The organism is Paractinoplanes deccanensis, assembly GCF_016862115.1.
GTDB classification, from domain to species: Bacteria; Actinomycetota; Actinomycetes; order Mycobacteriales; family Micromonosporaceae; genus Actinoplanes; species Actinoplanes deccanensis.
On sequence record NZ_BOMI01000082.1, the window covers coordinates 114031 to 127940 of the forward strand.

Genomic DNA, 13910 nt, shown 5'->3' on the forward strand with positions numbered 1-13910 from the left:
CTTGCACACGGAGGGTTAGGCCCGCTAAGGTGCATCGATTTTGCCGCAATCACTCCACAAAGGAGATATAGCGATAATGACCGCTACGCAGACCGCCGCCACGGGCTCGAAGTCCTGGATCGCCACGCTGCTGCTCTGCTTCTTCCTGGGCACGCTGGGTGTGCACCGCTTCTACGTTGGGAAGGTCGGCACGGGCATCCTCATGCTGATCACCGTCGGCGGTTTCGGCATCTGGACGCTGATCGACTTCATCATGATCGCGGTCGGCAAGTTCTCGGACAAGCAGGGCCTCGCGCTCGCGCGTTGATCCCAGCGGAGACCGAAAGGGGCGGCCTTCGGGCCGTCCCTTTTCACGTTCGGTTATCGTGGCAAGTGGCGATGTGCCGCAAAGGGCGCAAATCGCGAGGAATAAAAGCGACTTATAGGTCGAAGTGGCTTATCTGCAAGACGCAGATGGCGGACGGCTGACGGCCTAGTCACGAGTGAGGATTGCTACTAGCCGACACCGACCTGACGATGGAAGTCAGGAGGTCGTCATGGCAGCGAACTCGGAAATGTCGGCAGGCCACGGGATCTGCTTCTATCCCGGCCCGGACATCATCGTCACCAGCGTCTACATCAAGACCTGGGAGGCCCGCTACCAGGTCCGCGATCTGATCATCGAGGACCCGAGCTACTTCTACGCCTATCCCGCGCGGATGGTGGCCCTCTACTGCGGGGCGGTGGAGCTGCTGCTGGCGCTCGGCGTCGCGGCGCTCGCCGGCTCGGTGATGCTGCTGTTCTGCGTCGCGGGCGCGCTCACCGCGGCCGGCCTGGGCGGCGCGGTCTGGGCCGACGGGCGCCGCAACCCGCGGCGGATGGAGCTGGCGGCCTGGTACAAGGGGCGCCGCGTGGTGCTCTTCGCCTCGGCCGACCGGCGCGTCTTCGAACAGGTGCGGCGCGCGGTCGTGCGGGCCAAGGAGGCCAACCATCCGTTCTGAGCCGGCGCGGCTCAGGAGCCGCGCATCTCGTCGCGGATGGAGCGGATGAGCTGAAGGGCACGGTCGCCCGTGCGGCCGTAGTCGAGCAGGTCCTGGAAGAGGGCGCCGTGCCGCGCGGTGGACTCCTGGTCGGTCCGGATGAAGTCGTGTCCCGCCGCGGCCTCGACGAACAGGACGTCGCCGTGGCTCTCGGCGGAGAACTGCAGGAGCTCGAACGAGCCGCCCAGGCCGGAATGACGCTCCAGGTCCAGGGGAGCCACGCCGAGCTCGACGGCGCCGGTGCTCTCGGCGAGCGACAGGAGATGGTCCAGTTGCTGGAGCATGACGTCACGCCCGCCCACGGGGCGGCGCAGCACCCCTTCGTCGATCACCGACATGAGACGCGGGGAGTCCGGCCCGCCCAGACGCTCGAAGAAGGCCTGCTGGCGGTCGATCCGCAAATCCACCCGCGCCTTCACCTGTTCGTCGTTGGGATCGGTGCGCAACGTGAGAGCGGTGATGGCTCGCGCGTATTCCCTGGTCTGCAACAGGCCCGGCACGAAAAGCACCTGCCAAATGCGAATGGCGACGGCCTCGTGCTCGTAGGCGACGAAGTCGGCGAATGCGCCGTTCAGCCTGTGGCGGCTGTACCACTGCCGGGTGCGCGACGTCCGAGCGAGTCGCGAGAAATCGGCGAGCAGATCCTCGTCGGTGACACCGTAATGGGCAAGCAGCGCGCGGACCTCCAAAGGCTGGACGGTCACCTCGCCCTTTTCGATGCGAGTCAGTTTGGAGACCGACCAATCCATGGTGGCGGCGACCGTTGCGGCGCTCATGCCGGCCTGCTCGCGCAGGACTCTGAGGCGGTGCGCGACGCTGGCCTTGGCCACCTTGGGCCCGACGGCGGCGGACGGCACGAAGGACTGACCGGAAACGTCGGTCATGCCTCGTCACCGCCCGCCCTGTAGCCGTCGGCAGGCTGCAAAACGCAGATAGCGCGTGCCTACCCGCAGGAATCGTACAACACCGTCGGGGAAGCGTCAGAGCGCGCGGGACGCCGCCCTTCTGGCACCTTTCGAACAATCCAGATTTCTGGATGTCGGGTACGCTGGGTGATCAGCCGGCTCCGCCGGAGTGCCGGGTGCTGGGCAATTGTCGGCTTGCGGGAGGCGCAATGCTAGACCGAAACAGCCCTGAATGGCGCACGAGCTCGAGAAGCTCGGGCGGTGCCTGTGTCGAGGTCAAAGCCACCGAGGACGAAGTGCTCGTGCGTGACTCCAAGGATCGCGGCGGTCCCGTCCTTCGATTCGACCACGACACCTTCCGGGCCTTCATCGCCGACCTGAAGGCCGGCGGCGCCTTCCCGGAGTGACGGCAATCCGGGTCAGCGGGCGGTGAGCTTGCTCAGCAGTGTGCGCAATTCCTCGCCCGTCACCGCGGTGCTCATCAGCGTGCCCACCAGATCTCGGTAGAGGGCGACTCTCTGCGGCGCGTCGACGATGCGGTCGCCCTCGGCGCTCTCGAAGAAGACCAGAGCGCCGGTCGCGGCGTCGTGCACCTCGAAGGGGCCGGCCAGGCCCTGGTGCGGGCCCTGGTCGAGCGGAATGACGCCGATGTGGACGGAAGGGATCTCGGAGAGCTCGACGAGATGATCGAGCTGTTCCCGCATCGCGCCGGACCCCGCGGGAGCGCGGCGGAGCACGGACTCGTCGAGCACGACGCGCACCTCGGGGGCCTCGTCGCCCCGCAGTCGCCGCAGGAACGCGGCGTGCCGCTCCTCGCGCACCTCGGCGCGCTCGAGGACCTCGGCGTCGTCGGCGGGCAGCCCGGAGATGCGCGAGATCATCTCGCGCGCGTACGCCGGCACCTGGAAGATGCCCGGCACCCAGAGCGGACTGTTGAGGAAGATGCTCGTGGCGACCTTCTCCACGTCGCGAAGCTGCCGGAACGCCTCCGACCTCCGGACGTCGAACATCTTCGTCATCGTCATGCCCTCCATATGGCCCGATGCTAATCCACCTGCGGCAAGCTATCTGCAAAACGCAAGTATCCAATGGCGGACAGCAGACTACCGCGACGGCGAAAGGTCCCAAAATGGATCAACTGCGTGTCGCCGCGCCGCACTCGTCTCACCTGGGCGCCCTCGTCCGCTCGGTGCGCAGAAACGTCCGGACGGACATCTGCGTCTCTGGATATGTGAGCAATGCCGGGATCGGCGTGAGCTGCCATAACGTCCCGTTTTTCCCGGACGGATCAGGAGAAGACTGGCTCTTGCGGGCGCCGTGGCCCCGACCGGCTGGGGGCGCGTGCGCCGGCAGTTCCCCACGTCTGGACGGGAGGCAACGATGCCAGGAAACCGAGCAGTGGTGTACGAGGGGCCGGGACGCGTCGAGGTCCACGACATCGACTATCCGACGTACGACCTGAAGGACGGGCCGGGCGTCAACAAGGCCAACATCGGGCGCAAGGTCCGGCACGGGGCGATCCTCAAGACGGTCACCACCAACATCTGCGGCAGCGACCAGCACATGGTGCGCGGGCGGACCACCGCGCCCGAGGGGCTGGTGCTCGGGCACGAGATCACCGGCGAGGTCGTCGACGTCGGGCCGGACGTCGAATACGTCAAGGTCGGCGACGTGTGCTCGGTGCCGTTCAACATCGCCTGCGGGCGGTGCCGCAACTGCAAGGAGGGCAAGACCGGGATCTGCCTCAACGTCAACCCGGACCGGCCGGGATCGGCGTACGGCTACGTCGACATGGGCGGCTGGGTCGGCGGGCAGGCCGAGTACGTGCTCGTCCCGTACGCGGACTGGAATCTGCTCCGGTTCCCCGACCGCGACCAGGCACTGGAGAAGATCCTCGACCTGACCATGCTCAGCGACATCTTCCCGACCGGCTACCACGGCTGCGTCAGCGCCGGAGTCACCACCGGATCGACGGTGTACGTGGCGGGCGCCGGCCCGGTCGGCCTGGCGGCGGCCACCTCGGCGTACCTCCTCGGCGCGGCTGTGGTGATCGTGGGTGACCTGAACGAGGAGCGGCTGGCGCAGGCCCGCAGCTTCGGCTGCGAGACGGTGAACGTGGCGCAGGGCGACCCGGTCGAGCAGGTGCGGCAGATCCTCGGCCACGACGCGCCGGCGATCGGCGAGCCGCTGGTCGACGCGGCGGTCGACGCGGTCGGCTTCGAGGCCCGCGGCCACGGGCAGAACGCGCAGACCGAGATGCCGGCGACGGTGCTCAACTCGCTGATGACGATGACCCGCGCGGGCGGCGCGATCGGCATCCCCGGCCTCTACGTGACCGGTGACCCGGGCGGTGTCGACGAGGCGGCCAAGGAGGGCTCGCTGTCGCTGCGGCTCGGCCTCGGTTGGGCGAAGTCGCACTCGTTCGTGACCGGCCAGTGCCCGGTCATGAAGTACAACCGCAACCTGATGATGGCGATCCTGCACGACAGGGTGCAGATCGCGAAGAACGTCAACGCCACCCCGATCTCGCTCGACCAGGCCCCGCGGGGCTACCAGGAGTTCGATCAGGGCGCGGCCCGCAAGTACGTGATCGACCCGCACGGCGTGGTCGGCAAGCGAGCCGCCTGACGGGCAGGGGAGTGGGCGGGCTACCGGCCCGCCCACTCACCCAGCCGCAACTCCCGGGCGGCGAGGTTCTCCTCGAGATGCTCGATGCGGCTCGTGCCCGGGATCGGGACGACGACCGGCGACCGGGCGAGCAGCCAGGCCAGCGCGACCTGGCTGGGCATGGCCCCGAACCCGAGCCGCCCCACCTCCAGATCCCCGCCGATCCGAAACGTCGCCGGCCGCACAGCCCCACCCACGACCGCGGCGCTAACAGCGGGGATGGGCCGCGGTCACTCCTCGGTGGTGAGGGGAGTGGCCGTGCAGTGGGCCTCGGCGCGGTCGACGATCAGGTCCTCGGCGGTGGGGTAGTGGCGGTGCAGGGCGGCCAGCGTGTGGTCGTAGGCGATGCGGTTGAACGGGGTCTCGCGCATGCGGACGACGGAGGCGCGGACGGCGGCGGCGAACTCCTCGGGCCAGCGCACCGCGTTGAGGGCCTTGACGATGTTGGTGTCGCGGTCGATGAGGACGATCTGCACGACCGGGTCGGCGTCGACGCCGGGCAGGCCGTCCTCGGGTGGGAACAGGTGCGGGTTGTACGGGGTCTGTGACCAGGTCAGCAGGGGGCCGAGGCGGTAGACGAGCACGCCCGCCTGCTCGCTGTCGACCCACGCGAACTGGGTGGGTGGCGAGCTGACCGCCTGGATCTCCAGCTCGTGGGGGCGGCTCAGGAAGATCATCAGCTGTACGGGCTCACCGGCGAACATGCTCAGGGCGGCGCCCTCCGGCCAGCTGATCTCCGGATCGAGCCGGCTGCCCACCTCGACGACCGTGTGCACGGTTGCCAGCCTAGGCGGGAAACGGGCGCCGGGGGCGGTGGTCCGCTTAGCGGGGCTGACGAGGTTGTTGTGAACAACAGCGAAGATTGACGTCGATCTGTACTGTCGGGGGGCGCGGACGGAGGCGCCCATGACGGAGCTCTACTCACGACGGTCGTTCCTCGCGGGTGTCCTCACGGCCGGCATGCTCTCCGCCTCGGCGAGCTATCTGCTCACCCGCCGCGAGGAGGTCACCCTCACGCTGGTGACCGGCGGGGACCGGACCGGTGGGCGGCGGCTGCTGGTGCAGATGTGGAACGACCTCAACCCGTACGTCAAGATCGAGCCGATCGAGGTCAACAGCTCGACGCGGGACCAGTACGAGAAGTTCATCTCCAGCCACGCCGACACCTTCAACCTCGACGTCATCCACATCCCCAAGTTCGCGGCCGAGAAGCGGATCGTGCCGATCACCCCGCGCAACGACATCTCGCTGCTCGCCCCGGTGCGGCGGCTCAACGTGCGCGAGGGCTCCGACGACTTCTGGGCGGTGCCCTTCAACACCGACGTCGGCGTGCTCTACCGCCGCGTCACCGACAAGGCCGAGGCCGGCCCCGATCCCACGCTCGCGCAGGTCATGACGACCAGCTCGCGCAGCTTCGTCGGCCAGCTCGACACGGTCGGCTCGCAGACCGACGAGGCGTTCGTGGTCAACGTCCTGGAGCAGGCGCTGGCGCAGGACGAGGCGATCCTCGACGAGAGCGGGCAGCTCTCGTTCAGCCTCGGCCAGTGGCGTTCGGCGCTGGAGCCGCTCGCGGCTGCGATCCGGGGGCGGCGTGTCGGCGCGGAGGCCGGCGAGGACGACACCAACCGCACGTTCCAGCGCAACAGCCTGCGTTACATGCGCAACTGGCCGGTCTACTTCCCGGCGATCGACCGGGCCGAGCGCACCAAGCCGGCCACCGACGAGATCCGGCTCGGCCGGGTGCCGATCGGCATCATCGGCGGGCAGAGCCTCGCGGTCTCGGCCGAGAGCGATCACCAGGACGAGGCGGTCGAGGCGATCCACTTCCTCACCGACGCGCACGCTCAGCTGCTGCTCGCCAAGCACGGCTTCGCGCCGACCGGCCTGGACGCGTACATCGATCCGGTGGTGACCGAGACGCTGCCGCATCTCAAGGTGATCCGGAACGGGGTGGAGTCGTCCCGCCCGCGGCCCATGCACCGCGACTACGCGGCGTTCGCCGAGAGCTTCGCCGGGCACACGCACCGGTTCCTCTACGACGGCGAGCAGCTCACCCAGCAGTTCATCCAGGACATCCAGGGGCACCTGCGATGAGCATCGAGGCGTGGCAGATCTGCATCGTGGTGACCGCCGCCATCGTGCTGATCGAGAGCGGCGTCTACCTGGTGCGCAAGAAGATGCCCGGCCCGCAGCTGCCGCGCTGGTGGCGCACCGTGCTGCTCGGGTTGTTGCTGGTGCTGAGCCTGGTGGTCTTCGTGGTCGCGCTCGGGCCCAGCATGGCCGATCAACTGTCCAGTGTGGCCGCGGCCGTGGCGGCGGTGGGCGCGCTCTACCTCGCCTACCGGTCCTACAACTCGAAAGCCCAGACCTCAGATGCCCGGACGAAGCCCGAAGATCCCGATCATCCGACAGAATCGTAAGGTATGGGTGACTTACGTGTGGTGGTTTGCGGAGGATCGGCGGCCGCGGGGGTGCTCGGGCTGATCGAGACGGCGATGGGGCGCGGCTGGTCCGTCGACGTCACGGCGACACAGAACGCGCTCGAGTTCATCGACCCGGCCGAGGTCGCCCGGGCCAGCGGCAAGCCGGTGCGCACCACGTACAAGTTCGCGCCGGACGGCACCAGGATCTCGCCGCCCGCCGACGCGCTCATCGTCGCGCCGGCGACCTTCAACACCATAAACAAGCTGGCGCAGGGCATCGCCGACACGTACGCGTTGAGCTCCGTCGCCGACGTGATCGGCCGGGGCGTGCCGACCGTCGTGGTGCCCGCGGTCAACGAGGCGCTCGCCGCCCGCCGCCCGTTCCGCCGTTCCCTCGACGAGCTGCGTGCCGAGGGCGTGCGGGTGTTGTTCGGCCCGGTCGACGGCTGGGTGCCCGGCAACGGCGCGCCCTTCCCGTGGATCAAGGCGCTCGATCTGGTCGAGGACGTCTTCGGGCTCAACACCGTCGATCGTCACCCCGCGCCTGTCCGATAGTCGCTAGGCCCCGGCCCAGGTCGCGCCTAGCCTGAGGCCGTGACGGACCTGCTCGAGCGCGCGGGCGAGCTCGCCGCGCTGGACCGCCTGCTCGCGGACTCCGCCGCCGGCGGGCGCGTCGCCGTGGTCAGCGGCGAGGCCGGGGCCGGCAAGTCCACCCTGGCGACCGCGTTCACCGAGGCCGCCGGCCCACGCGCGCAGACCCTGTGGGGCGCCTGCGATCCGCTGCTCACCCCGCGGGCGCTCGGCCCGCTGCACGACATCGCCCGCCGCCTCGGCGGGCCGCTGCGCGAGCGGATCGGCCACGGCGCCCGTGCCGAGGTCTTCGACCTGCTGCTGGAGGCGCTCGACCGCCCGCCGCAGGCCGCCCGGCCGGTCGTCGTCCTGGAGGATCTGCACTGGGCCGACGAGGCGACCCTCGACATGGTCGCGTTCCTGGGCCGCCGGCTCGCGCTCTGCCGCGCGCTGCTGCTGATCACGTACCGCGAGGAGGAGGTCGGCCCCGATCACCGCCTGCGCACTGTCCTGGCCGGTTTGCCGCGGGGCCTGGTCCGGCGGGTGAGCCTGCCGCCGCTGACGCCGGCGGCGGTGGGCGAGCTCGCGCGGCGTGCGGGGCGTCCGGCCTCCGAGGTGTACGAGGTGACGGGCGGCAACCCGCTGCTCGTGGCCGAGGTGCTGGCCGCGCCCGCCGAGGGCGTGCCGCCGACCGTGCGGGACCTGGTCCTCTCGCGCATCGCCGAGCTCTCCCCGCAGGCGCGCGAGGTCGCCCACCTGGTGTCGGTCGTGCCCACCCAGAACGGCTTCGCCGTGGACCGGCTCGACGCCGTGGAGGAGTGCCTCGACCGCGGCGTTCTCACCGCCCGCGGCCCCGGCGTCGCCTTCCGCCACGAGCTGCTGCGGCGGGCCGTCGAGGAGTCGCTCTCCCCGGCGCGCCGGGCCGCGCTGCACGCCGAGATCCTGGCCGGCCACGCCGGGCGGGCCGGCGTCGAGCCGGCCTGGATGGTCCACCACGCCCACCACGCCGGGGACACGGCCGCGGTGCTGCGATGGGCGCCGATCGCCGCCCGCCGGGCCGCCTCGCTGGGTGCGTACCGGCAGGCGGCGGCCCACTATCAGCGGGCGCTGCCGCTGCTCGCCGATCATCCGGCCGGTGAGCGTGCGGCGCTGCTGGAGGAGTACGCGCTGGCCGCCTACCACGGCGGGCTCGCCCCCGAGGCGATCGACGCCCGGCGGCAGGCGCTGGCCCTGCGCACCGCGCTCGGCGACGAGCTGCGCATCGGCGAGAACCTGCGCTGGATCTCGCGGTTGAGCTGGTGGCTCGGCCGGCCCGCCGAGGCGCGCGACGCCGGCTTCCGGGCGGTCGAGGTCCTCGAGGGGCTGCCGCCCGGTCCGGCGCTCGCGGCGGCGTACAGCAATCTCTCGCAGCTTTTCATGCTCGGCCACGAGGGGGAGCGGGCCATCGGCTGGGGTGTGCGCGCCACCGAGCTGGCCCGGCGCCTCGGCGACCTGGACACCGAGCTGCACGCGCTGGTCAACATCGGCTCGGCGCGGACGCTGGCCGGCGAGACCGAGGGCATCGGCGAGCTGCGCCGCGCCCACGAGATGGCGGCCGCGGCCGGCTTCGACGATCACGCGGGCCGGGCGCTGGTCAACCTGGCGAGCTTCGCCGTCGACGCCTACGAGATGACGATCGCCGAGGAGACGTTCGACCGCATCATCCCGTTCCTCGTCGCTCGGGACCTCGACGGGTACGTGCGCCACCTGCTCGGCCACCGCGCGCGCCTGCACCTCGCGCGCGGCGACTGGCAGGCGGCCCGCGACGACGCGGCCGAGGCCCTGACCGCGCCGCCGCACTCCGGCGGCGCCCGGGTGTCGGCGATGGCGGTCAAGGCCGTGCTCGAGGCCCGGTGCGACGTGCCCGGCGGGCTGGAGGACGCGCTCGTCGCCGCCGAGCACGGCTACCCGACCGGCGAGGCCCAGTTCGTGTGTCCCGCCGCGGTCGCCCTCGCCGAGGCGTATTGGCTGGCCGGCGACCCCGAGCGGGCGGCGATCGAGGCGAAGAGGGGCCTCGCCGTCGCCGAGCGCTTCGGCCACGCGTGGTTCACCGGCGAGCTGGCTTTCTGGCTGTGGCGCTGCGGCGGCCTGTCCGCCGCCCCGCCGGGCGCGGCCACCCCGTTCCGCCTGCTCATCGCGGGCGACTGGCGCGGCGCTGCCGCGTTCTGGCAGGAGCGCGACTGCCCGTACGCCCGGGCCGAGGCCCTCGCACACGGTGACGGCCCCGCGGTCGCCGAGGCCCTGCGCGTCTTCGACCGCCTGGGCGCCACCGCCCGCGCCCGGCTGCTCCGCGCCGGCCTGCGCGAGCGCGGCCTTCCGGTGCCGCGCGGCCCGCGCCGCCCCGCCGGCGGCTCGCCCGGCCGGCCGGGTGAGGCCGGCCTGACCGCCCGGCAGCGCGAGGTGCTGGCCCTGCTCGCCGAGGGCCTGAGCAACGCCGACATCGCCGCCCGGCTGACCGTCTCGGCCAAGACCGTCGATCACCACGTCTCCGCGGTGCTCGGCAAGCTCGGGGTGAGCTCCCGGGGCAGGGCGGCCGCCGCGGCCCGGGAACGCGGCCTCCTCTGACCGGCAAGATAGGGAGCCTTCCCCATGTGGGGAGCCGCGGCGATTCCTAGCGTCGAAGGCATGACTGAACTCGTACTCGAAGGCGTGAAGGCGAAGCAGCAGAAGACGTGGGCCAGCGGCGACTACGGCGCGGTGGCCGCGTTGATCCATCCGATGGCGGAGGAGACGGTGCAGGCCGCCGACCTGTCGGCGGGCGCGCGGGTGCTCGACGTGGCGGCCGGAACGGGCAACGCGTCGATCGCGGCGGCACGGTGCGGCGCGGACGTGGTGGCGACCGACTACGTGGCGGCGCTGCTCGACCGGGCGCGGGAGCGGGCCGCGGCCGAGCACCTGCCGATCACCACCGAGGTGGCCGACGCGGAGAGCCTGCCGTGCGCGGACGGGAGCTTCGACGCGGTGATCTCCGTGGTCGGCGCCATGTTCGCGCCCGACCAGGAGCGGACCGCGGCGGAGATCACCCGGGTGTGCCGGCCCGGCGGCACCGTCGCGATGGCGAACTGGACGCCGGAGGGCTTCATCGGCGAGATGTTCCGGACCGTGGGCCGGCGGGTTCCGCCGCCGCCCGGCATTCGCGGGCCGGTGGAGTGGGGCAGCGAGCCGCGGGTGCGCGAGCTCTTCGGCGACCGGGTCGCCGCGCTGGACGTCGCCGAGCGGGCGTTCGTCTTCCGCTTCGCGTCGCCGGAGGCGTTCGCCGACTACTTCCGGCAGCACTACGGGCCCACACTGAAGGCGTTCGAGGCGCTCGGCCCGGACGGCGGCAAGCCGCTCTACGACGACCTGGTGGCGCTGATCGCCCGCTTCAACACGGCCACCGACGGCACGTGCAAGGTCCCGTCGACCTACCTGCGGATCGTCGCGACCCGGGCCTAACCGGGCAGCTCACCCAGCACAGTGGAGGGAAGCGTGGCGGGCGGCGGGAACTGCACCTCCGTCGTCCGCATCGCGGCCAGCCCGTTGAGGGCGCTGGTCAGGGCCACCGCGCTGGCCGTGCCGAACTTCTCGAACTCGACCCGCATGAGCGGCGTGGCCAGCTTGGCCAGGCCGTGCATCTCGAGCTCCACCCGGTAGGTCACCTCGGCGCCGGCCGCCAGCGGGCGCACGGCGACCGAGTCGGTGCAGGTGGCGCCCTCGTTGCGGCCGTGGAAGAGCAGGCGTCCGGCCTCGGCCGAGACCAGCGTGTAGACCATTTCGGTGGTGATCCCGAGGATCTTGCAGACCTGCAGCCAGCTGGCGCCCGGCCGGATCGGCCCGCTGTCCTGGCGGGTGGACCGCTGCACGGCCGGGTCCCACGCAGCGGTGTTGCCGAAATCGGTGAGGTATCCGAGCACCGGACCCGACGCAGCGGTCACGGCGAGAGTGCGCTCCACGACGATCATCAAACCCCCAGGGCCTCGGCGTGCTGCTCCAGCGTAATGGCCGCTTCTGATCATCGCCCTGGGTTTGCTCCGTGCCTCGGCTGTGCGTCACGGCCGGAAGGCGCGCACGAACCTCTTCTGCCACGGCGTCTCCACCGCGCGCGGATGGTAGTGCTCGCGCACGAACGCGACCGCCTCGGCCGCCGGCACCCCGTCGAGCACGGCGACGCAGGCCAGCGCGGTCCCGGTCCGCCCGCGCCCACCCCCGCAGGCGATCTCGACCCGGTCGCTCTCGCTGCGTTCCCAGGCTTCGATCAAGACCTTCCTGCCGTACGAGGGGTCGGCCGGCAGCCGGAAGTCGGGCCACCGGATCCACCGGCTCTCCCACCCGAACTCGGGCGGGGCGGTGCCCAGCAGGTAGACGCCGAACGTGGGCGGATGACCGGACGGCATGGGCTCGCGCAGCCCCCGGCCGCGCAGCAGCCGGCCCGACGGGAGCCGCAGCACGCCCGCCTCGCCGGGTTGCCAGAGTTGCGCAGTCACGAGCGCAGCGTAGAGGCCACCGCGCCGAGCCAGCGGGCGACCGCCACCGCGCCCGGGTCGGGGCGGCCGAGCACCCGATCGCCCAGGTAGCTGGAGCGGCCCAGCCGGGCGCGGACCTGGGCCGTGGCGTCGGCGCCCACCCTGGCGGCCTCCACCGCGGCGTCGAGCGCGAACCGCCAGTCGTGGCCGGCGGCGAGGCTGCCGGCGAAGGCGTCGGCGGCGGGCTGAAGGGCGTCGACCATCGTGCGGTCGCCCACGGCCGCGTCGCCGATCTCGCGCACCCCGGCGACGCCGGCGCGGAACGCCGCGGCCCAGTCGGCGGGCGCACCGGTGGGACCGGGCAGGCAGGCGGCCGCGCGGAGCAGCAGGACCGCGTAGAGCGGGCCGGACGTGCCGCCGACCGAGCGCCGGACGGTGGCCGACGCGGCGCGCAGCACGGCGCCCGGGCCGTCGGCGCCCGGGTAGGCGGGGCCCTCGGCCAGGATCGCCGCGGCGCCGCGGGCCAGGCTGATGCCGAGGTCGCCGTCGCCCACCTCGCGGTCGAGCTCGGTCAGCTCGTCCCGGGCCGAGATCAGCGTCTCGGCGACCGCCTCCAGCGCCCGGCGCAGCGGATCGGTGACGGCGAGCTCGCCGGTCGGGGCCCGCTCGGCGTCCGGGGCGGGAATGGTCACCGGGCCCGGACGGGACGCCACGGCGGGCCACGCGGGAGCGGCGGCCGGCGCGTCCAGCAGGGCGAGAAGCTCGTCGTCGACCGGCAGGAGGGTCAGCGAGGCGCCGGCCATGTCGAGCGCGGTCAGGAAGTTGCCCGCCCAGAGGCGCTCCACCGTGATGCCGCGCTCGGCCAGGTCACGGGCGACCGCACCGGCCATGATGGACAGCTCCATCGGCGGCGTCGCGCCCAGGCCGTTGACCATCGCGACCACGCGCGCGCCCGCACCGGCCCCGCGATCGGTGAGGATCGCCTGCGCCAGTCGCGCCACGGTCTCCCGTACCGGGAGGATGGCTCCTCGCTCGATCCCCGGCTCGCCGTGGATGCCGAGGCCCCACTCGACCTCGTCGCCGTCGAGCAGGAAGCCCGGCTGACCGGCGGCCGGGACCGTGCAGGCGCTCAACGCCACCCCCATGGTGCCCACCGCGTCCGCCACCCGCTGCGCCACGGCCGCCACGTCGGCGAGCGGCCGGCCCGCCGCGGCCGCCGCGCCCGCCGCCTTGTGCACGAGCACCGTGCCGGCGAGCCCCCGGCGGCCCGCGCCGTTCGACGCCGCCACCGCCACGTCGTCGCCGACCACCACGGTCGCCGTCTCGATGCCCTCGGCGCGGGCCAGCTCGGCGGCGAGCCCGAAGTTGAGCCGGTCACCGGTGTAGTTCTTGACGATCAGCAGCACCCCGCCCGGCGTCGCGGCCGCCCGGATCGCGTCCAGCACCGCGTCGACCGACGGCGACGTGAAGACCTCACCCGAGACCGCCGCGGTCAGCATCCCCGCGCCGACATATCCGGCGTGCGCGGGCTCGTGCCCCGCCCCGCCACCGGAGACCAGCGCCACCCGCCCCGCGGCGCGCAGCTCGCCCACGTCGGCGCGGATGGCGGTCACCGACCCGTCGAGCCGCGCCACCGGCGCCGCCGTGCGGGTGAGTCCGTCGAGGGCTTCGGCGACCACGTCCGCGGGGTCGTTGATGAGCTTCTTCACGCCTCACATCTTGCTACCCCCGCCGCCCGCGCGCAGTTTCTCGCTCGGGGCCGGGCGCGATCTCGGCTACAGTGTCGGCCATGCAGACCTTCAGCGAGCGACGCCGGCGTTCTCACGACCGCCGCTGATCTCTGCA

General features: G+C 72.1%; 15 protein-coding genes and 1 pseudogene. 9 read left to right on the plus strand and 7 right to left on the minus strand.

Translation table 11 applies throughout. From position 1 onward, the window contains the following. The first annotated feature begins 76 nt into the window (after positions 1–76). Both Ade02nite_RS21515 and Ade02nite_RS21520 read left to right on the plus strand, forming a co-directional pair. Complete coding sequence (locus Ade02nite_RS21515; RefSeq protein WP_203766397.1) at positions 77–307, plus strand: TM2 domain-containing protein; 231 nt, start codon at positions 77–79, stop codon at positions 305–307. Positions 308–536: 229 nt separating this feature from the next. Beyond that, positions 537–980 (plus strand): DUF6232 family protein, encoded by a 444-nt coding sequence (locus tag Ade02nite_RS21520; RefSeq protein ID WP_203766398.1) that lies wholly within the window; start codon positions 537–539, stop codon positions 978–980. Positions 981–991: 11 nt separating this feature from the next. On the opposite strand, the gene Ade02nite_RS21525 is transcribed toward Ade02nite_RS21520, so the two are convergent. After that, positions 992–1903 carry a helix-turn-helix domain-containing protein gene (locus Ade02nite_RS21525; RefSeq protein WP_203766400.1) on the minus strand — a complete coding sequence of 304 codons (912 nt, stop codon included), beginning with the start codon at positions 1901–1903 and terminating at the stop codon, positions 992–994. Between the two features lie 230 nt (positions 1904–2133). Here Ade02nite_RS21525 and Ade02nite_RS21530 point away from each other — a divergent pair, with 230 nt between their 5' ends. Then, on the plus strand, positions 2134–2331 hold the full coding sequence (locus tag Ade02nite_RS21530) for a DUF397 domain-containing protein (protein WP_203766556.1): 198 nt from the start codon (positions 2134–2136) through the stop codon (positions 2329–2331). A 12-nt stretch (positions 2332–2343) separates the two neighbouring features. On the opposite strand, the gene Ade02nite_RS21535 is transcribed toward Ade02nite_RS21530, so the two are convergent. Continuing rightward, on the minus strand, positions 2344–2958 hold the full coding sequence (locus tag Ade02nite_RS21535) for a DUF5753 domain-containing protein (RefSeq protein ID WP_203766402.1): 615 nt from the start codon (positions 2956–2958) through the stop codon (positions 2344–2346). A gap of 346 nt (positions 2959–3304) precedes the next feature. Here Ade02nite_RS21535 and fdhA point away from each other — a divergent pair, with 346 nt between their 5' ends. After that, on the plus strand, positions 3305–4552 hold the full coding sequence (gene fdhA / locus Ade02nite_RS21540; RefSeq protein ID WP_203766404.1) for a formaldehyde dehydrogenase, glutathione-independent: 1248 nt from the start codon (positions 3305–3307) through the stop codon (positions 4550–4552). Positions 4553–4572: 20 nt separating this feature from the next. Here the strand turns inward: fdhA and Ade02nite_RS21545 are convergent. Both Ade02nite_RS21545 and Ade02nite_RS21550 read right to left on the minus strand, forming a co-directional pair. Then, positions 4573–4758 (minus strand): annotated as a pseudogene (locus Ade02nite_RS21545) (aldo/keto reductase); the annotation flags it as partial. Between the two features lie 63 nt (positions 4759–4821). Beyond that, complete coding sequence (locus tag Ade02nite_RS21550; RefSeq protein ID WP_239168942.1) at positions 4822–5367, minus strand: hypothetical protein; 546 nt, start codon at positions 5365–5367, stop codon at positions 4822–4824. 130 nt (positions 5368–5497) lie between these two features. On the opposite strand from Ade02nite_RS21550, the gene Ade02nite_RS21555 reads away from it, so the two are divergent. From Ade02nite_RS21555 to Ade02nite_RS21575, 5 genes are read left to right on the plus strand one after another with little or no spacing between them, the layout of a single operon-like run. Further along, positions 5498–6685, plus strand: a complete 1188-nt coding sequence (locus tag Ade02nite_RS21555; protein ID WP_203766415.1) for a type 2 periplasmic-binding domain-containing protein — start codon at positions 5498–5500, stop codon at positions 6683–6685. Then, a complete protein-coding gene (locus tag Ade02nite_RS21560) occupies positions 6682–7011 on the plus strand; it encodes a hypothetical protein (protein ID WP_203766417.1) in 330 nt (109 codons plus the stop codon). The genes Ade02nite_RS21555 and Ade02nite_RS21560 overlap by 4 nt, the downstream gene beginning before the upstream one ends. 3 nt (positions 7012–7014) lie before the next feature. After that, entirely contained in the window at positions 7015–7569 is a 555-nt protein-coding gene (locus Ade02nite_RS21565; protein WP_203766419.1) for a flavoprotein, read from the plus strand. A gap of 39 nt (positions 7570–7608) precedes the next feature. After that, the gene (locus Ade02nite_RS21570; protein WP_203766426.1) at positions 7609–10188 is read left to right on the plus strand and encodes an ATP-binding protein; all 2580 of its coding nucleotides are present in this window, start codon (positions 7609–7611) and stop codon (positions 10186–10188) included. A gap of 60 nt (positions 10189–10248) precedes the next feature. Then, positions 10249–11058, plus strand: a complete 810-nt coding sequence (locus Ade02nite_RS21575; protein WP_203766428.1) for a class I SAM-dependent methyltransferase — start codon at positions 10249–10251, stop codon at positions 11056–11058. Here Ade02nite_RS21575 and Ade02nite_RS21580 read toward each other — a convergent pair. The 3 genes from Ade02nite_RS21580 to Ade02nite_RS21590 all read right to left on the minus strand — a co-directional run bounded on the left by Ade02nite_RS21580 (position 11055) and on the right by Ade02nite_RS21590 (position 13774). Continuing rightward, entirely contained in the window at positions 11055–11555 is a 501-nt protein-coding gene (locus Ade02nite_RS21580; protein WP_203766430.1) for an SRPBCC family protein, read from the minus strand. The genes Ade02nite_RS21575 and Ade02nite_RS21580 overlap by 4 nt on opposite strands. A 96-nt stretch (positions 11556–11651) precedes the next feature. Then, on the minus strand, positions 11652–12086 hold the full coding sequence (locus Ade02nite_RS21585) for a protein-tyrosine phosphatase family protein (RefSeq protein ID WP_239168943.1): 435 nt from the start codon (positions 12084–12086) through the stop codon (positions 11652–11654). Continuing rightward, a complete protein-coding gene (locus Ade02nite_RS21590) occupies positions 12083–13774 on the minus strand; it encodes a dihydroxyacetone kinase family protein (RefSeq protein WP_203766438.1) in 1692 nt (563 codons plus the stop codon). The genes Ade02nite_RS21585 and Ade02nite_RS21590 overlap by 4 nt, the downstream gene beginning before the upstream one ends. Between the last annotated feature and the right edge of the window lie 136 nt (positions 13775–13910).